The sequence below is a fragment of the Nocardia sp. JMUB6875 genome (assembly GCF_041154655.1).
GTDB lineage: Bacteria > Actinomycetota > Actinomycetes > Mycobacteriales > Mycobacteriaceae > Nocardia.
In genome coordinates, this window is sequence record NZ_BAAFGR010000027.1 from 41,305 (window position 1) to 59,242 (window position 17,938).

The window sequence follows — 17,938 nt, forward strand, 5'->3', positions numbered from 1 at the left end:
TTCCGAGTTCAGAGATCGAGTACGAGCGCGTCACCCGCGGCGCGGGACACGCAGAGCAGCATGTGGTCGGCCCGCTCGGCGGCGGTGAGCAGCCGATCGCGGTGGTCCACCGCGCCGGCGCGCACACCGACCTTGCAGGTGCCGCAGAAGCCCTGACGGCAGGAGTAATTCACGTCAGGGAGCACGCGTTGCACGGCGGCCAGGCCGGTTTCCTCCGCACCGACCCGTACCGCGCGCCCACTGCGCGCCAGCGTGATGTCGAACGCTCGCCCATCGACCACCGGCGATGCCGAAAAGCGTTCCGTATGCAGCGATCCCGTCGGATCCAGCCCGAACCGGCAGCGTTGCGCCGCCGCCAGCATGGCCGGTGGCCCGCACACGTACACGGCAGCACCCGGCTCGGCCCGCGCGATGATCGCCGCCACATCCGGTGCGCCGAATTCGTCGTCGGGCCGAATATCGGCGTCCGGCAACTCATCCAGAAACGGCATCGAATCCCGCGACCGGCCTGAGTACACCAGGTGCCCGCGCGCCCCGGCCGCCTGCACCATCGGCAGTATCGGCGTAATCCCGATCCCGCCCGCCAAGAACAGATACGACGGCGCATCCACCAGCGTAAAAGCATTGCGCGGCCCCCGAATCCGCAGCCGATCGCCGGTCCACAACGCCTCGTGCACCTCCCGCGACCCGCCCTCCCCATCCGGAATCCACCGCACCGCGATCCGATACCGCAACCGATCCCGCGGATCCCCGCACAACGAATACTGCCGCTGCCGCCCCGACGGCAGAAACACATCCACATGCGCCCCCGGCCGCCAACGCGGCAACTCCCGCCCGCCGACCGCCCGCAGCGTGATCGCCAGGACATCGGGCACCGGCCGCTCCAGCTTCTCGATCACCGTCGAGAGCTCGAACCCGGCCCGCCGCACCGGGTTCGGCGGTGAGAGCAGCGGCGCGGCGCGGCCGCTCGCGAACACCCGCTTGTATCCGTCCATCACCCCGCCCAGTACCCGCAGGCCGAGCGGCTGTTCCGCGTGTGCCACGTCCGCGCTCACTCGGCCGCCGCCCTGGCCGCCGGGGAATGTGCCAGATAGCGCAGCGCCACATCCATCGGGCCCAGCTGGGAGGGATGGAATCCCGGGCGCAGGTAGCGCGGGATCTCGGTGAAGAACACGGTCCAGCTCGGGATCACGCCGCGCCGGGTGGCGTTCAGGAACTGCCAGCCCCAGAAGCGGCCCTTGTTCGGGGATGGATCCTTTCGGTACAGGTAGCCCGCCGAGAGAATGAACAGCGGGAGCAGTGTCGCACTGGCCAGCAGCCCCGTGCGGGCCTTGCGCAGGTAGCCGCCGTCCAGGTACATGTACGCGTCGTAGACCACGCTGCGGTGCTCGACCTCCTCGGCCCCGTGCCAGCGGACCAGGTCCAGCATCGCCGGATGCATGCCCTTGGCCTCCAGAATGTCCGCGTTGAGCAGCCATTCGCCGAGCACTGCCGTGTAATGCTCCATTCCGGCGAACAGCCCGAGCCGCTCCTTGAGCCACTGCTCCTTGGCGCGCCCGCTCAGCCCGTGGTCGCCGAGGATTCGATCCACCAGCCAGGCAACGCCTTTCACGTACGAGTGGACATCGAGCCCGAGCTCCTGCAGATGCCGCCGCGCCGCCTCGTGGCTGGCCGCGTGCATGGACTCCTGCCCGACGAACCCGGTGACCTCCTCGCGCAGCCGCTCGTCCTCGATATAGGGCAGCGCCTCGGAAAGCGCCTGCGCCATGGCCCGTTCGCCCTCCGGGAGCACCAGGTGCATGACGTCGACGATGTGGGTGGCCAGCACCTCGCCCGGAATGTAGTGCAGCGGAACGGATTCGAAATCGAATCGCACATCGCGGGCGGAAATGGCGTGTGCCTCGTCGCTGTAGTGGCGCTTCGTTGCGCCAGCTCTGTCAGCCATGACCGAACGGTACAGCGCAACAAAATGTATGGCAATGTTGCAGCCACAAATTGTTCGAGATTGTTGCATCGGGCGAGCCTGCTGCTAGCGTTGGTCCGGTGACCACCGCCTCGAAAAAGCCGCTGACCCGCACGGATGCCGTCGGTGACACCGGGACGCCCGCCGACGACACCGGTCCGCGCACCGATGACATCGAGACGCGCATTCTCGACGCGGCGCTGACGCAGTTCCAGAAGGTCGGGGTCAAGAAGACGACCATCGAGGATGTGGCCAAGCAGGCCGGGGTCGACCGGGTCACCGTTTACCGGCGACTGGGCTCGCGCGATGATCTCGTGCAGGCTGTCGTCAGCCGTGAGGTCGCGACCCTGCTCGCGGAACTGGCGAGCATGCCCGAGCGGCACACCGATCTCGACGGACTGGTCGCCGACGTCTTCGTGACCGTCATCACCCGCTGGCGCGCGCATCCGCTGGTGGAACGCCTGCTCGCGGTCGAGCCCGAGCGAATCCTGGTGAAGCTCACCGTCGATGGCGCGAGCGTGTTCGCCATGTCGGTGGCGGCCACCGTCGAGATCCTCGCCCGGGCGGCCCGGGCCGGGGTGTTCGAGGCTCCGGCCGATCTGGCGGCGCGCGCGGAAATCGGCTGCCGCGTGGTGCATTCGCTGATCCTGGTGCAGGGCGGCGCGGCCGATCTCGAAACACCGGATGAACTGGGCGAATTCGCGCACAAGTACCTGGTGCCCCTCATCGCTGGATAGTGCTCCGGGCCACACCCGCACCAACCCCTACGTAACCGTAGGTTTGCCGTGAGTATGCTGACTTTGCGATTCGATCCAACGAGGGAGCGACCGAGGTCATGACAGCCCTACCCGAAACCATGTGCGCGGCATTCCAGGCGACCGTGGCCCGAAATCCGGGAGCGATCGCGGTGCGCACCGCCGGGGATGGGGTCACCCTGACCTTCGGGGAGTGGAACGCGCGGGCCCGCGCGCTGGCCGGGGGCTTCGCGGCGCTGGGCATCGGACGCGAGTCGAAGGTCGCGCTCATGATGACCAATCGCCCGGAGTTCTACCCCGTGGATACCGCGGTGGTGCATCTGGGTGGCGTGCCGTTCTCTATGTACAACACCTCCTCGCCGGAGCAGATCAACCATTTGCTGAGCGATTCCAGGGCCACCGTCGTGGTGTGCGAATCGCAGTTCCTGCCTGCCATCGAGAAGGGACGCGAGGGCACCGCGGTGCGGTCCATCGTGTGCCTCGACGGTGGCGGCGATATGGACCTGGAAGGCCTCGCCGCGCTGGCCGATCCTGACTTCGACTTCGAATCCGCCTGGCGGGCAGTCGAACCCGAAGACGTGCTGACCCTCATCTATACCTCCGGCACCACCGGATCCCCGAAGGGCGTGCAGATCACGCACGCCAATATGGTCGCCATGGTCGAGGCCAGCATCAGCCTCGCCGACGCCACCCCCGACGAGCGGGTGCTGTCGTTCCTGCCCTCCGCGCACATCGCCGACCGCTGGTCGGCGCTGTATCTGTGCATGGGCGTCGGCAATACGATCACCACCGTCGCGGAACGCGCGGGATTCGCGCCCGGACTGGCGGATTGCCGCCCGACCCTGCTCGGCGCGGTGCCGCAGGTGTGGCAGAAGCTGCGCACGGGTATCGAGGAGAAGCTGGGGGAGGCGACCGGCGCCAAGGCCGCGCTCGCGAAATGGGCTGTCGGCGTCGGCCGCCGGTACTCGGATCTGCGGCTCGACGGCGCCCACATCGGCGCGGCGCTGCGGGCGCAGCACGCCATCGCCGATCGGCTGGTGCTGTCCAAGGTGCGCACCGCGCTGGGCCTGGACGACCTGAAGATCGCCATCTCCGGCACGGCCCCCGTCTCACCCGAATTGCTGCGCTGGTTCAACGGTTTCGGCATCGAGGTCAGCGACGCCTGGGGCATGAGCGAGGTGTCGGGCATGGGCTCCATCTGCCCGCCGGGGCGGATCAAACTCGGCACCGTCGGAAAACCCCTGGAGGGCTTGGAGGTTCGGATCGCCGACGACGGCGAGGTGCTGGTGCGCGGGCCGATCGTCATGAAGGGCTATCTCGACCGGCCCGAGCAGACCGCCGAGGTAATCGACGCCGACGGCTGGCTGCACACCGGCGATATCGGGGACCTCGACCTGGACGGCTACCTGCGGATCGTCGACCGCAAGAAGGAACTCATCATCAACGCGGGCGGCAAGAACATGTCGCCGGCCACCATCGAGAACTGGGTCAAGGCGTTCAGTCCGCTGGTGGCGCAGGCGATCGCGGTGGGGGACAACCGCAAATACAATGTCGCCCTCATCGCGCTGGATCCGGACGCCGTCGCCGGATTCGCCGAAAAGCACGGGCTGGCAGCCGATCCCGTTGTGCTGGCCGCCGATCCCGAGATGGAGATACAGATCAGCGCGGCCGTCACCGCCGCGAATGCCAAGCTGTCGCGGGTGGAGCAGATCCGGAAATTCCGTATCGTGCCCGAGTTCTGGGCTCCGGGCGGCGAACTGCTCACGCCCACGATGAAGCCGCGCCGCAAGCCGATCCACGCGCGCTACGCGGACCTCATCGAAGAGCTGTACGCCTGAGCTAGAGCACGGCCTGGGTCTGGGTGACCTTGGCGACGAGTTTGCCCGCGTCATCCCGGATCTCGGTCTCCACCACGATGAAGCTGCGGCCCTTGTGCAGCGGGGTGGCCGTCGCGGTGGCGTGACCGGAACGCAGGGCGCGCACGAAGTTCGTCTTGGACTCCACCGTGGTCGTACCCTGCGCGCCCTCCGGCAGATTCAGGAAGGCGCACACGGCCGCCGTCGCATCGGCCAGCGACATGAGCGCGCCGCCGTGCATGGATCCGCCCAGCGTGCACAGGTTCTCGCGCCACGCCAGGCGGCTGCGCACCAGATCCGGGCCGCAGTCGAGGGCCTCGACGCCGAGGCCCTCGGTGAACGGCATGGTCGCGAACATCTGGGTGCCCACGGGGTCGATGGCGATATCGGTCATGAGATCGACTGTGCCCGATGGGTGGGCGGGAGTCGATTACCTCGCGGGTAATGGATTACTGCGAACTCGCGCGGTACGACCCGGAAACAGCGGTTCTGGCAGACTCGGCCGGTGCAGGTTGGTGTGCTCGGGCCGGTTCGGGTCCATGCGGAGGACGGGACCCCGGTGGAGATTCCTGGGTTCCGGGTGCGGATGCTGTTGGCGCGCTTGGCGCTGGAATCCGGGCGGGATGTGCCCGTCCCGGCGCTCATCGACGGGCTGTGGGGTGAGGAGCCGCCCGCGGATGCGGCGGGGGCGTTGCAGGCGCTGGTGTCTCGGCTGCGCAAGGCGGTGCGCGGGGTGGGCGCGGTGGAATTCGGGACCGGCGGGTACCGGCTGCCCGGGGTGAGCGTCGATGTCGACCGGTTCGAGGAATTGGTGCGCGAGGGGCGCGCGGAGTTGGCGGCCGGGCACGCCGAGGCGGCCACACGGCTGTTGAGCGAGGCGCTCGGGCTGTGGCGGGGGCCGGCGCTCGGGGATGTGCTGGACGCGCCGTTCGCGCGGGCGACCGCGACCCGGCTGGACGATCTCCGGGCGTCGGCGGTGGAGGATCGCTGCGAGGCGGAGCTCCGAGTGGGCCGCCACGCCGAGGTGCTCGCCGATCTCGAACTCGCCGCCGCGGACAATCCCCTGAGCGAGCGGCTGGCCGCATTGCGCATGCGCGCGCTGGCGGCGGCCGGGCGGCAATCGGATGCGCTCGGCGTCTACGAGGAGATGCGGGCGCGGCTCGACGAGGAACTCGGGATCGATCCGTCGGCGGCCCTGCGCGACACGCATCTGGCGCTGCTGCGGGGCGAACTCGAAATCCCCGCTCCGCGTAGGGAACCCGCCGCCCGCGCTCTGCCGGTGCGCTTGACCGGCTTCATCGGCCGCGACGACGAACTGAAGGAACTGACCGCGCTGCTGGCCGATTCGCGACTGGTCACCATTGTCGGCCCCGGCGGCGCGGGCAAGACGCGGCTGTCCCTGGAAGCCATGGACGGGTACGCCTCCGGCGCGGTCTTCTTCGTGCCGCTGGCCGAGCTGGGCACACCGGATCAGCTCGCCGACGCGATGACCGGCGCGCTCGACAGCGACACCGCTGAGCGCCCCGACAAGACCGCCCGGCTGATCGAACTGCTCGACGTCGGCCCGGCCGTCCTGGTGCTCGACAACTGCGAGCACGTCATCGGGGCGGCCGCCGAGCTCGCCGAGCGGCTGCTGGACCGGTTGCCGCAGCTGCGCGTGCTGGCCACCAGCCGTGAACCCCTGGCCATCACCGGCGAGGTGCTCTGCCACCTCGGGCCCCTCGAATCACCGGTCGAAACGACCGATCCGGCTGTGGCCCAGCGGTCTTCGGCCGTCGCGCTGTTCGCCGACCGCGCCGCGGCCATCCGCCCCGGCTTCGTGGTCGACGAGGCCACCGTCGGCCCGGTGGTAGAGATCTGCCGCCAACTCGACGGCCTCCCACTGGCTTTGGAACTGGCCGCCGCCAAACTGCGCTCCATGAGCGTCGACCAGGTCGCCCGCCGGCTCGGCGACCGGTTCCGCCTGCTCACCTCCGGCAGCCGCACCGCGCTACCCCGCCAGCGCACGTTGCTCGCCCTGGTGGAGTGGAGCTGGGATCTGCTCGAAGAGCCCGAAAAGCTTCTGGCCCGAAGGTTTTCCGCATTTCCCGGCGGCGCGACGGTCGAAGCCCTCGAGGCCATCTGCGCCGACGCCGACCTGCCCGCCGACGACATCCTCTACATTCTCGACACCCTCGTCGAGAAATCCCTCGTCACCGTCACCCCGGACGACCCGCCGCGGTACCGCATGCTCGAAACCATCCGCGCCTACGCCGCCGACCAGCTGAGCCGCTCCGCCGACGACCTGACCGCGCGCTTTACCGACCACTACCTGGCCCTCGCCGAATACCACGAACCGCATCTCCGCACCGCCGAACAACTCGACGCCATCGCCTTTTTCGACGCCGAACACGCCAACCTGACGGCCGCCCTTCGGGTTGCACTGGGCGATGCCGGTGCGACCGGCGATGCGGCGATCGCGGCACGGCTGGTACGAGCGATGTTCTGGTACTGGGGAATTCGGGGTATGAGCTCGCAGTTCGAGAGCTCGCTGGCCGCGGTGCTGCGGTTCGGGGACGAGTTGTCGGAGCAAGCGCGGGCGGCCTTTCGCGTGATCGCGCTGATGGCCGGTGCGCCACCGGCCGGTGCCACGTTGCCCGCGCTGATCGAGGACTGTGTGCGGGCGGGCGGACTGGAATTCCACCAGGCCATGCCGACCTGGATCGCGCTCATGGCGGGCCGGGCCGAGGACGAGGAGCTGGCCGAGCGGCAGCTCGAACAGGCGATGGAATGGCCGGATCCGTGGGTGCGGGCGAGTGCGCATCTCGCTCGCGATGTCGCGCTCACGGGACAGGGACGATTGCCCGCCGGAGCCGAGGCACGACGGGAAGCCCAGCGCGGCTTCGAGGCCGTCGGTGATCGCTGGGGTCTGGGCCTCGCCCTGCTCGCCATCGGCCGCGAGCATTCCCTGCGGGGCGAGCATGAGCAGGCGCTCGCCGCCTACGGTCGCGCCGTCGCCCTGGCCTCCGAACTCAATACCGAGGACGACATCTTCGCCGCCCGCACCGCCCTGGTCGAGGAGCGCATGCGCGGCGGTGACCTCGCCGAAGCCGCGTGGGATATCGGAGCGGCTCGACGCCTCGCCGAGGCCGAGGGCTTCGCCCGCCTCTCGGCCGCCCTGTTCTTCTCCAGCGCCGAATTGCACCGTCGCTCCGGCAATATCGACCAGGCCGACCGGGACCTCGACATCCTCGAAGGCCGCATCCGCCGCCTGCCGTATCCGGAAGCCATGGCCGCCAGCCACATCGCGCTGTGCCGTCTGCGCAACCGGCTCAGCGCAGGCGATATCGAGGCCGCCCGCGCCCTGCTGCCACAGGTCATCGAGGGCTCCTTCGGCTTCGGTGACGACGCCTCGATCGCCCAGGCCGTCGCCCACGTCGCCGAACTCCTGGCGAAACTCCGGCTCTTGGAGGGTGATCCGACCGGTGCCGCGACCGCGCTCGGCCTCAGTGAAGTCCTGCGCGGGATCTTCGATCACGGCAATCCCGAACTGGCCGCTCTCGCAACCGAACTCACAACTCAACTGGGCGACAAGGAGTTCCATCAGGCCTATCGCCGTGGCAGCGAGCTGTCCAGGACCGAAGCCCTGGAACAACTCGCCGGGTGGGTCAAGCAGAGCGCGTGAACAGACGCCCGGCGAGATCCAGTCCAATGATCTCGCCCCGATCGTTGCGGCTGAGGAAGCCGCGCTGACCCTGGAACGAGCCCGCGGTGATGATGTACTCGTCGTCGGGCAGCAGGCCGACCGGGAACGGCGGGTGGTCCTGGGGAATCTCGGATTCGGGTGCGGCGGCGCGGATTTCGGGCTTCACCTTGCATTCGAGGAACAGGTTGCCGTCCTCGACCAGGAAGGTGGCGGTCATGGCGTCGATCTCGTAGCCGCCCAGCAGTTCCGCGACACGATCGGCGTCGAAGGGCAGCGGCTCCGGATCCCGGTCGACGACACCCAGGTAGTGCTCGAGGGCCCAGCGCAGGATGGCCTGGTTGGCCGGGACGCCGTCGGGGCTGGCATTGGAGACGATCGCGATGGCGAAATTCCGCTCCGGCACCAACTGGAATTCGGTGAACTGGCCGAACACCGAGCCGCCGTGGCCGACCGTGCGGACGCCGTCCACGTCGCGCAGCATCCAGCACAGTCCGAACGCGTCGGCCAGTGCGCTGGCGCGCAGGGTGACGGTGGGCTGCTGCATCCGGTGCAGCAGCGCGGCCGGCAGCAGCGTCTCACCGGATTCGGTGCGGCCGTCGCCGAGATGGAATCGTCCCCAGCGCAACAGATCCGAGACCGTGGTGCCGAGCCCGCCGCCCGGATTGTTGGCGCGGGTGCCCTTCCAGGAGCGGCACACCTCGAGCGTGCCGTCCGCCTGACGCTCGTGCCCGGCCGAGAAGCGGCGGGTCATGATGTCGCCCTGGAAGTAGAAGCTCTCGTGCAGCCCGACCGGCTCCAGCACGGTCTCGACGATGACCTGTTCGAACGGCTGCCCGGTCACGTTCTCGATGACCCGGCCGAGCAGGTTGAACCCGGCCTGGCTGTAGGAGGCGCGCTCGCCGGGCTTGCCGATCAGCGGCAGTTCGGCCAGGGAGGCCACGAAGGCGGCCAGGCCGTCCTCGCCCTCACCGGTGTTGTTGATGATGTTCCACTCCAGGCCCGCGGTGTGGTTGAGCACCTGCTGCACGGTGATGGCGGCGGCGTGCTCCTCGTCGAGCAGCCTCAGCTCCGGCACATAGGTGCGCACCGGGGCGGCCAGGTCGACCTTGCCCTCGGCGACCAGCCGCATGAGCGCGGTCGCGGTGAAGGTCTTGCTGGTGGAGCCGATCGAGAAGATGGTGTGCTCGGTGACCGGGACCGGGTTCTCGGTGCTGGTCACGCCGTGGTTGGCGATGATCTCGCGGCCATCGACCCAGATGCCGACGGAGATGCCGGGCATATCGAACTTGGCGGCGGTGGCGGCGACGAATTCGGTGAGTGCGATGTCGTTCGTGACTGCGATGTCGTTCATGGGAATGACTGTGCCCACGCGCGCTGACAGCCCGCCGACAGTGCGCTGACAGCCGTGAGTCAGCTCACGCGGGTCGATTTCCGGTCCTGACCGGCGCTCGCGCGACCCTCTCAGGACAGGCTCAGCTTCGGGCCAGCAAACGCACAGTGCGAGAGGGCAACGTGACGAGCTGACTAATACCGATCGGAAACAAACTGCGTTGAGGAGACACCGCGTGCGTTCGAAGAGGATCTGGGGCAGCGCGGTTATCGCGCTGGCGGCAACCGTTCTGCTACCGCTGGCGGCGAGTACCGCCGCCGCCGATCCGACTCCCTCGCTGCACCCCGCGGGAACCTCCGCCGACGGCTCCCGGATCGCCTCTGTCAAGGCCACAGACGCGCGCAACTACGTCCTGCAGGTCTACTCGGCCGCCATGGACAAGAACATCGAGGTCGATGTGCAGCGCGCCGCCGACACCTCGCAGCCCACCCCGGTGTTGTACCTGCTCAACGGCGCGGGCGGCGGCACCGATTCGGCCACCTGGCAGAAGCAGACCGATGTGCTGAAGTTCCTGTCCGACAAGAACGTCGACGTGGTGCAGCCGGTCGGCGGCGGATTCAGCTACTACACCGACTGGCGCGAGCCCGATCCCACACTGGGCGTGAACAAGTGGAAGACCTTCCTCACCGAGGAGCTGCCGCCGCTCATCGACAAGGCGCTGAACACCAACGGGCGCAACGCCATCGCCGGTCTGTCCATGGCGGGCACCTCGGTGCTGCAGCTGCCCATCGCCGCGCCGGGGCTCTACCAGTCGGTCGCCGCCTACAGCGGCTGCGCGCAGATCAGTGATCCGATCGGCTGGAACTTCGTCAATACCGTGGTCGCCGCGGGCGGCGGCGACAGCAAGAACATGTACGGTCCGGAGGGCGACCCCATGTGGGCCGCCAACGATCCCTACGTGCACGCCGACCAGCTGCGCGGCCTGAACCTGTTCATCTCCAGCGGTTCCGGGCTGCCGGGCCAGTGGGACACCCTCGGCGGCCCGCACACCCTGCCGGGCACCGGCGGCTGGATCAACCAGATGACCGTCGGCGGCGGGCTCGAGGCCGCCACCAACTACTGCACCCACAACCTGAAGGCCAAGCTCGACGGCCTGGGTATCCCGGCCACCTATGACTTCACGCCCACCGGCACCCACTCGTGGGGGTACTGGCAGGACGCGCTGAAGCAGTCGTGGCCCGTCCTGGCTGCCGGTCTGGGCCTGCCCGCCTGACCGGTACGACGACGAGACCGGCACGCCTCCAGGGGAAGCGAGCCGGCCTCGTTGTTTTCGGGGAGTACCGCGGCTAGACGCTCAGCTCGAAGTTCGGGTAGCCGTTCTCGCGCTCCTCGTCGCAGTAACGGCGGTAATTGCCGAAACCGCCGATGTAGGGCATGAATACGCGCTTCTTGCCCTCGATGTTGGCGCCCATGTACCAGGAGTTGGCCTTCACGAACAGCGTGCCCTCGGCGACCTCCAGCAAGTGGTCGGTCCACTTGACCGCGGCGTCCTCGCGGGCCTGCACGGTGCGAATTCCCTTGGCGCGGCAGTGTTCCACCAGCGCCAGCACCCAGTCGATCTGCTGCTCGGAGTGCAGCACCATGTTCGCCATCACCGACGGGGTGCCGACACTGTTGACGCTGAACATGTTCGGGAATCCGGGAATGCCGAAGCCCAGGTAGGTGACCGGGCCATCGGCCCAGGCATCGCCGAGGCGGGCATCGTTCGCGCCGTGCAGGTCGATGCGCAGCAGGGTGCCGGTCATGGCGTCGAAACCCGTTGCGTAGACGAGGGTGTCGAGCTCGATGAACTTCTCGGCGGTGCGGATGCCGGTCGGGGTGACCTCCACGATGGCCTCGCGGCGCAGGTTCACCAGATCCACATTGGGCCGGTTGAACATCTCGTAGTACCCGGAATCGGTGCAGATGCGCTTGGTGCCGATCGGATGGTCGTAGGGGATGAGGTCGTCGGCCACCGCCTGGTCCCGCACCTTCGCGCGGATCTTGGCCACCGCGAACTCGCGCACCAGCTCATTGGCGGCCAGATCGCTGTTCTGGTCCGGGAAGACCTTGTTGAACAGCACGCCGCCACCGTTCCAGCGGTCCTCCATGGCAGCCTCGCGCTGCTCGGCGGTGAGGTCGAGCGCCTTGACCTCGAGCGAGCGGTGCGGGGTGGCCGCCGGTGCGTAATAGGAGTTCTCGCGCCGCTGCCGGTAGGTCGCGCGGATCTCGCCCTGCTCCTGCTCGGTCCACGGCCGGTTCGGCACGGGCACGCTGAAGTTGGCCGAACGCTGGAAGACGGTGAGCGCCTGCGCCTGTCGCGCGATGATCGGGGAGACCTGGATGCCGGAGGACCCGGTGCCGATGACCCCGACCCGCTTGCCCTCGAAGGACACGCCCTCCTCGGGCCACTGCGCGGTGAAAAGCTCCTCACCCGCGAAGGTTTCGACGCCGGGCAGGTTCGGCTTGATCGGGGTCGACAGGCAGCCGGTCGCGAAAACCACGAACTGCGAGCGGAATTCGTCACCGCGCTCGGTGCGCAGGGTCCACAGCGCGGCCGCCTCGTCGAAGCGGGCCGCGGTGACGCGCTGCCCGAACCGGTAGTGGCGGTTCAGGTCGAAGCGTTCGGCGACATGGTTGATGTAGGCCAGGATCTCCGGCTGCGCGGCGAAGCGCTCGGTCCAGGTCCAGCTCTGCTGCAGTTCCTCGTCGAAGGAGTACGAGTAGTCGACGCTCTCCACATCGCAGCGCGCGCCCGGGTACTTGTTCCAGTACCAGGTGCCGCCGACGCCCTCGCCGGCCTCGAGGCCGAGCACGTTCAGTCCGGCCTTCGCCGCCCGATGGACGCCGTAGAGTCCGGCGAATCCGGCACCGATGATGATCACATCGAATGGGCTGCCCTGCTCGGGATGCATGCGCGACCTCTCAGTATTCGTCTTGCGATATTTCGAATAGGCATATCGTCAAGGCGAATGCGGGCAGCGGGCGATAGCAGGTCCCACTGACCAGGAGCGCGCGTCCGGGAGATGGTTACTCGTGCGCGGGCTCGCCGGTCACGATGTGATCGGCGTGATTGAGGCCCTCGCGGACCAGCCGGGCCAGGTGGCCGTCGCGAATCCGGTAGATGATGCGGCGGCCGTCGCGGCGGGTCTCGACCAGGCCGGTGAAGCGGAGTTTGGCCAGGTGCTGGCTGACCGCGGTGCGCGAGGCGCCGCACGCCTCGGTCAGCGCGGTGACATCGGCCTCGCCCTCGGCGAGAATCCAGAGAATGTGCAGGCGGGTCGGATCCGAGAGCATGCGGAAGGTGGCGGTGGCCGCCTCCAGCCGGGCCTGATCCGGATCGACGGGGTGGGTGAGACTCGGCGCGCCCGGGCGGGTGAGATTCGGCACCGCGGGTAGCGATTTCGCCTTGGTCACCTTCGCCTCACCTTCCTGTCGCTGACACCGCCTCGATGCCCGCCGGAGCGGACGCGGGCCACGCGCGCGCCGCCGTCGTAGCCGCCAGTGTAGCCAGCGCGGCCAGGCTGATCGCCGTGATCGGCAGGCCCGCCAGCGCGCCGAGTTTGCCGGCGATGGGGTAGGTGATCAGGAAGCAGGCGTGCGAGAGGGAGAACTGCGCGGTGAAAACGGCTGTGCGGGTGGCGGGTTCGGACTGGGCGCGCAGCAGGCGGGCGGAGGGCGTGTTGATCAGGGAGGTGCCCGCGCCGAGCAGAACCCAGGTCAGAGCCAGGATGACGGCACCGGCGGGGCGGGGGAGAAGCGTCGGCAGGGCCGCCGCGAGCAGGCCGAGGGGCAGCACCGCGCAGCCGGTCAGCATGAATCGGCGATCGGGGACCGAGCGCAGCAGGCGCGGGGTCGACAGCGCGACCGCCATGGAGCCGAATCCGAAGCAGCCCAGCGCAAGTGCCACGCCGGTGTTCGAGCCGCCCAGTCGATCCCGCACGTACACAACGGTATTCACGATCACCAGCGCGGTGGCCGCGGCCACCACCATGTTCATGGCCAGCAGGCCGCGCAGGACCGGGCGGTTCATCATGATGCGCGCGCCCTCGGTGATGCGCTCGAGCAGCGGGGCCGAACGCTCAGGCGGGGCGAGGCGGGGGAGCCGGGTGGTGACCACCAGCAGGGCCGAGGCCACGAAACCGGCCGCGGTGCCGACGAACAGGGAGTGGTAGCTGATCACCGTCAGCAGTGCGGCCGCCAGCACCGGGCTCAGCAGCGACTCCAGGTCGTAGGCGAGCCGCGAGAGCGACAGGCCGTGCGTGTAGTCGTCCTCGTCGACCAGGATCGAGGGGATGAGCGACTGGAACGCGGGCGTGAAGGTCGCCGAGGCCGATTGCAGCAGCGCGATCAGCACGTAGATCTGCCAGGTGTGGGTGACGAACGGCAGCAGCAGCGCGATTCCGGCGCGGATCGCATCCGCCGAGACCAGGACCAGGCGGCGCGGCAGGCGCTGCGTGAATGCCGAGATCACCGGCGCCACAGCCACATACGCGATCATCTTGATGGCCAGCGCGGTGCCCAGGACCGCGCCCGCCTGGCCGCCGGCGATGTCGTAGGCGAGCAGGCCGAGGGCGACGGTGAGCAGCCCGGTGCCGACCAGGGCGACCACCTGGGCGGTGAACAGCTTGCGGAATTCGGGATGGCGGAGCGCTGCGAGCACGCCACCACTATAGGCCAATATGTGCGCAGTTGTGCACATGATGTCCGATATATCGCGCTTCGTCCGGATTCGGTGCGAGTTGCTGGGCGATTCGTCGCTATCCTCGCTTGCATGGGGAGGAAACTCGCGGCCGTGATCCTGGCCGCCGCAGCGGCTGCGGCGGCCGGTTGCGCGCAGCACCCCGCAGCCAACCCCAGGTCCGGCATTCCGGCCAGCGTCGAGCGCGCCCCCGTCACCTCGCCCGTCTCCGACCTACCGCCCTGCGGTGACATCGCTTCCACCGCAACGCCTCCCGACTGCTATCTGCAATCGCGGGACCCGGCCGCGCTGACCGTGGAGGTCCACCACACCGGTACCGGCCAGCAATCCTCGGTCGTCCTGACGGTGCTCGACCCGACCGGTGAACAACTACAGACCATGACCGAGCAGTCGGTCGGCACCACCGAACCCCGCTTCCGCGATCTCGACAATGACGGCCGCGACGAGCTGATCATCCCGATCATGCTGGCCACCTCCAACACCCGCTATCTCATCTACCGCGCCACCGGCGATGCGACCCGTTTCACCCGCGCCGGGGAGCTGGCAGGCATCGGGCTCGACACCACCGCCGCCAACTACGTGGTCGTCACCGCCCGGGACAGCTACGAACTCTGGAAGGTCCAGTTCTGGACGTTCACAGGTGACCAGCTGACGCCCCTGGTCACGGCCGAGGTTCATTTCCTCGATGACGGCACGGGACACATCGGCGGCAGTCAATGCACGGTCACCGACAATGGCGGCCTGTCCCGGACCGGCCTCTCGCTCGCCGACGCCACCACCCAGTTCTGCGCCGAACCAACGGTCGTGCGCGTAATGCGTTAGGGACCGGCGGCTCCGGAATCCGGGGATTCTCCGGGGGATTCCGGATGGCCGGGGGTCGGCGGCTCGGCGACGATGGATACAGATTGGAACGGCGGCTAGGAATAGCGGCGGTGGAGCCATTCGGAGTAGTCGAAAGACACGGTCTCGCCAGCGTTGTCGAGGCAGAGCGCGGCGTTGCGCACTCGGCGGATGGCTCGGCCGACGGGTGGAACGGGGAGCGGGAGCAGGGGGCCGCCGAGGGCACGGCGGCGCAGATCGGCCAGGGCGGACAGGGATTGGACGGCCGGGCCGCCGATATCGCGGATACGGCCGGAGGGACCGGCGTCGACCGCGTCGGACAAGCGGGTGGCGACGGCGGCGGTGTCGATCGGCTGGAAGAGCAGGGAGCCGCGCGGGGAGATGCGTAACTTGGCTGCCGCGCCGAGGATTTCGTCGATGAGATCGTGGAATTGGGTGGCGCGCAGCAGGGTCCAGGGGGTGGGTCCCTGGGTGACCAGTCGTTCCTGGGCGACCTTGGTGCGGTAGTAGGAGAAGGGCACCTGATCGCAGCCGACTATCGAGATCTCGACGTGGTGGCCGACTTTGGCGCGCTGCTCGGCGGCCAGCAGGGTGCGGACGCCCTCGACCATGACCCGGGCGCTGCGCAGGTTGCGATGGTTCACGGTGTCGACGACCGTGTGGACACCCTCGAGGGCGGCGTCGAGGCCCGCGCCGGTGGCCAGATCGACCGGGTGGTGCTCGGTGCCGGGCACCGGGTCGGCGGGGGCGGATCGGCTCAGGACGCGCACCGTATGGCCTCGGGAGACCAGATCGCGGACCACCGGGACGCCCAACGTTCCGGTTCCGCCAACCACCGCTACCTGCATGTCGATCCCCTCACTCGCCGGGCTTTCCTCGGACGCTAGAACCACACCGACTGCCGCTCAACATGATTCATCGCATGGCGTCGGATTCGCCACATTCCGGGTTTCGTCGCGCGTCGTTGCGGTTGGATGCGCCCCTTTCGCGCGGACCGCTCAGATGTGGGTGCCCTTGGTGCGGTTGCAGCCGCGGCAGAGGATCTGCAGGTTGGCGGGGCTGGTCGCGCCGCCGCGGCTGATCGGGATGATGTGGTCGAATTCGAGGTAGTGGCTGTCGCCGCATTCGACGCACTTGCCGCCGTCGCGCTGCCAGACGACGGCCTTGACGTCCGGCGGGATGGTGCGGGTGTCGCGGCGGCCGGGGGTCAGGGCCAGGCGTTTGGCGATGCGGAGGGCGCCCTCCATGGCGGCGGCCACGAAGTCGGGGTCGGCGACCTCGAGTAGCGCGCCGCCGCGGGCGGAGGTGGCGGCGACCTCGACCAGGCCGTCGGCCGCGACCACCGAAACCACTCGGGCCCAGGGCATTTCGGTGCCCGCGTCGGAGCCGGTGAAGCGGAGCTTGCGATTGCTGACGATCAGACGGCCTTCGGTGCGCTTGGGGCCGCGGGCCAGCTGGCGGATGTGGGCGGCGGGGATGTCGAGGTGCACGCGTTCGTCGGGATCCAGGTGCAGGCCGGTGGTCTGGGCCAAGGGGAGTTCGCCCGAGCGCAGGCGGGTGAGCATGCGGCCGCGGTGTACGCGGCGGCGCAGGTCCTCGATGAGCGGGCCGGTCAGGGACAGCTCGGCGACGGTGTCCTCGAAGTCCTCCAGGTCCTCCTGTTCGACCACGCCGTCGGCGAAGGTGAAGGCCACCAGGCGTTCCAGATGGTCGTGCGCCGCAGGGCGCAGCAGATCGAGGGCGTGGGCGCGGTCGATGCGCTGGAAGCGCAGGGCGGCCGAGTGGGTTTCCCAGTCGTCGGCGGGGTCGAGGCCGCGCAGGGTGCGCTCGGCGCGGGGGAGCCAGGCGCGCAGGTATTCGGCTGTCTCGGTGGCGCATTCGCGGCACAGCGGTGAGGAGCCGAACAGTCCGGCGGCCGCGCCCAGCAAGCCTCGGCGGGGTGCGCCGCAGCGCGGGCAGTGGCGTGCATCCCGCGGGGTGACCGGGCGGGTCGAGGCGGTCCAGGTGGCGCCGTCCCACCAGCGCAGGCGGGCCGGATCGCGCGGGTCCGGATGCCAGTCCGCGCGTTCGGCATTCGGCGGCGGCGGGGTGCGGCGCGGCTCCGGGGCGAGGGCACGGGCCGGATCCAGGCGTACCCCGAACTCGCGCACCAGCCCGGCGAGGCTGACGCCCCCGTCGCTCAAAGCCCGGAACTCCCAGCCATCGCCGGAAATCCCCTCCCCGCCCGGATCTTCGGTGCGCGAGAACTCGCCCAGCACCAGGGCCGGAACCGGCTCCGGTGTCTCCACGTCGTACCAAGCGACCGCCCGATCATGGTCGAACACGGTTAGCCGCAATCCCGCGACCTCGGCGAAACTCCCCTCCACCGAGCCGATCACCACGATTCCGGCCACCTCGGACCCGGTGCGCGGCAATGACACCGATAGCCGCGCCGTCCCGGCCTCGGGCTCCCGATCCACCGTCACCGCCTGCGAGACGTGTCGGGGCGCGTCGAACCACACGAAGTCCCGCTCCGATCGCACCCGCCCGTGGTCGCCCACCAGTACGGCCTGCGCCCGCACCCGGTGCGCCGACCGCCACGAAAGCACCACCGTCAGAAGCGATGTCGGAACCGCCGTATGCCCGCCCTTGGTCAGTTTCATCGTGCCCGAATGATGCCACGACCCACCGACAGGAGATCGCGACCATCCCTCCACCAGAATCCGGAAATTCTCCGGCACAGTAGACACATGACCACCCCCAAAGGCTCCGGCCGTCAAAACCCGTCC

Annotated in this window: 14 protein-coding genes; 5 read left to right on the top strand and 9 right to left on the bottom strand. The window is 68.9% G+C overall.

The window, feature by feature from the left end; genetic code table 11:
* Positions 1 to 8: 8 nt before the first annotated feature.
* On the bottom strand, positions 9 to 1,055 hold the full coding sequence (locus ACAM49_RS09745; protein WP_369635130.1) for a 2Fe-2S iron-sulfur cluster-binding protein: 1,047 nt from the start codon (positions 1,053 to 1,055) through the stop codon (positions 9 to 11).
* Positions 1,052 to 1,945 (bottom strand): metal-dependent hydrolase, encoded by an 894-nt coding sequence (locus tag ACAM49_RS09750; protein WP_369635131.1) that lies wholly within the window; start codon positions 1,943 to 1,945, stop codon positions 1,052 to 1,054. Before ACAM49_RS09750 ends, ACAM49_RS09745 begins: the two co-directional genes overlap by 4 nt.
* 98 nt (positions 1,946 to 2,043) lie before the next feature.
* Between ACAM49_RS09750 and ACAM49_RS09755 the strand changes: the two genes are divergently transcribed.
* Both ACAM49_RS09755 and ACAM49_RS09760 read left to right on the top strand, forming a co-directional pair.
* Positions 2,044 to 2,700: a TetR/AcrR family transcriptional regulator gene (locus ACAM49_RS09755; protein ID WP_369635132.1), complete on the top strand. Its 657-nt coding sequence runs from the start codon at positions 2,044 to 2,046 to the stop codon at positions 2,698 to 2,700.
* Between the two features lie 98 nt (positions 2,701 to 2,798).
* Positions 2,799 to 4,556 carry a long-chain fatty acid--CoA ligase gene (locus ACAM49_RS09760; RefSeq protein ID WP_369635133.1) on the top strand — a complete coding sequence of 586 codons (1,758 nt, stop codon included), beginning with the start codon at positions 2,799 to 2,801 and terminating at the stop codon, positions 4,554 to 4,556.
* A 1-nt stretch (position 4,557) separates the two neighbouring features.
* Here ACAM49_RS09760 and ACAM49_RS09765 read toward each other — a convergent pair whose 3' ends face one another.
* Positions 4,558 to 4,968: a PaaI family thioesterase gene (locus tag ACAM49_RS09765; RefSeq protein ID WP_369635134.1), complete on the bottom strand. Its 411-nt coding sequence runs from the start codon at positions 4,966 to 4,968 to the stop codon at positions 4,558 to 4,560.
* Between the two features lie 111 nt (positions 4,969 to 5,079).
* On the opposite strand from ACAM49_RS09765, the gene ACAM49_RS09770 reads away from it, so the two are divergent.
* Positions 5,080 to 8,238: a BTAD domain-containing putative transcriptional regulator gene (locus tag ACAM49_RS09770; RefSeq protein ID WP_369635135.1), complete on the top strand. Its 3,159-nt coding sequence runs from the start codon at positions 5,080 to 5,082 to the stop codon at positions 8,236 to 8,238.
* Here ACAM49_RS09770 and ACAM49_RS09775 read toward each other — a convergent pair.
* On the bottom strand, positions 8,222 to 9,610 hold the full coding sequence (locus ACAM49_RS09775; protein ID WP_369635136.1) for a serine hydrolase domain-containing protein: 1,389 nt from the start codon (positions 9,608 to 9,610) through the stop codon (positions 8,222 to 8,224). The genes ACAM49_RS09770 and ACAM49_RS09775 overlap by 17 nt on opposite strands.
* 214 nt (positions 9,611 to 9,824) lie before the next feature.
* Here ACAM49_RS09775 and ACAM49_RS09780 point away from each other — a divergent pair, with 214 nt between their 5' ends.
* Positions 9,825 to 10,862 carry an alpha/beta hydrolase gene (locus ACAM49_RS09780; protein WP_369635137.1) on the top strand — a complete coding sequence of 346 codons (1,038 nt, stop codon included), beginning with the start codon at positions 9,825 to 9,827 and terminating at the stop codon, positions 10,860 to 10,862.
* Between the two features lie 73 nt (positions 10,863 to 10,935).
* Here the strand turns inward: ACAM49_RS09780 and ACAM49_RS09785 are convergent, their stop codons facing one another.
* The 3 genes from ACAM49_RS09785 to ACAM49_RS09795 all read right to left on the bottom strand — a co-directional run bounded on the left by ACAM49_RS09785 (position 10,936) and on the right by ACAM49_RS09795 (position 14,291).
* Entirely contained in the window at positions 10,936 to 12,543 is a 1,608-nt protein-coding gene (locus tag ACAM49_RS09785; RefSeq protein ID WP_369635138.1) for a flavin-containing monooxygenase, read from the bottom strand.
* A 115-nt stretch (positions 12,544 to 12,658) separates the two neighbouring features.
* On the bottom strand, positions 12,659 to 13,045 hold the full coding sequence (locus ACAM49_RS09790; protein ID WP_369635139.1) for an ArsR/SmtB family transcription factor: 387 nt from the start codon (positions 13,043 to 13,045) through the stop codon (positions 12,659 to 12,661).
* Positions 13,046 to 13,052: 7 nt separating this feature from the next.
* Positions 13,053 to 14,291: an MFS transporter gene (locus ACAM49_RS09795; protein ID WP_369635140.1), complete on the bottom strand. Its 1,239-nt coding sequence runs from the start codon at positions 14,289 to 14,291 to the stop codon at positions 13,053 to 13,055.
* 111 nt (positions 14,292 to 14,402) lie between these two features.
* Between ACAM49_RS09795 and ACAM49_RS09800 the strand changes: the two genes are divergently transcribed.
* The gene (locus ACAM49_RS09800) at positions 14,403 to 15,152 is read left to right on the top strand and encodes a hypothetical protein (protein ID WP_369635141.1); all 750 of its coding nucleotides are present in this window, start codon (positions 14,403 to 14,405) and stop codon (positions 15,150 to 15,152) included.
* 95 nt (positions 15,153 to 15,247) lie between these two features.
* On the opposite strand, the gene ACAM49_RS09805 is transcribed toward ACAM49_RS09800, so the two are convergent.
* Positions 15,248 to 16,018, bottom strand: coding sequence for an SDR family oxidoreductase (locus ACAM49_RS09805; RefSeq protein ID WP_369635142.1), 771 nt, complete (start codon positions 16,016 to 16,018; stop codon positions 15,248 to 15,250).
* Between the two features lie 150 nt (positions 16,019 to 16,168).
* On the bottom strand, positions 16,169 to 17,812 hold the full coding sequence (locus ACAM49_RS09810; protein WP_369635143.1) for an HNH endonuclease: 1,644 nt from the start codon (positions 17,810 to 17,812) through the stop codon (positions 16,169 to 16,171).
* Positions 17,813 to 17,938: the final 126 nt, after the last annotated feature.

Bases quoted from the DNA above. Each gene is read 5' to 3' on its own strand.
- ACAM49_RS09750 (WP_369635131.1), bottom strand. From the start codon at position 1,945: ATGGCTGACAGAGCTGGCGCAACGAAGCGCCACTACAGCGACGAGGCA.
- ACAM49_RS09760 (WP_369635133.1), top strand. From the start codon at position 2,799: ATGACAGCCCTACCCGAAACCATGTGCGCGGCATTCCAGGCGACCGTG.
- ACAM49_RS09765 (WP_369635134.1), bottom strand. From the start codon at position 4,968: ATGACCGATATCGCCATCGACCCCGTGGGCACCCAGATGTTCGCGACC.
- ACAM49_RS09775 (WP_369635136.1), bottom strand. From the start codon at position 9,610: ATGAACGACATCGCAGTCACGAACGACATCGCACTCACCGAATTCGTC.
- ACAM49_RS09785 (WP_369635138.1), bottom strand. From the start codon at position 12,543: ATGCATCCCGAGCAGGGCAGCCCATTCGATGTGATCATCATCGGTGCC.
- ACAM49_RS09800 (WP_369635141.1), top strand. From the start codon at position 14,403: ATGGGGAGGAAACTCGCGGCCGTGATCCTGGCCGCCGCAGCGGCTGCG.
- ACAM49_RS09805 (WP_369635142.1), bottom strand. From the start codon at position 16,018: ATGCAGGTAGCGGTGGTTGGCGGAACCGGAACGTTGGGCGTCCCGGTG.
- ACAM49_RS09810 (WP_369635143.1), bottom strand. From the start codon at position 17,812: ATGAAACTGACCAAGGGCGGGCATACGGCGGTTCCGACATCGCTTCTG.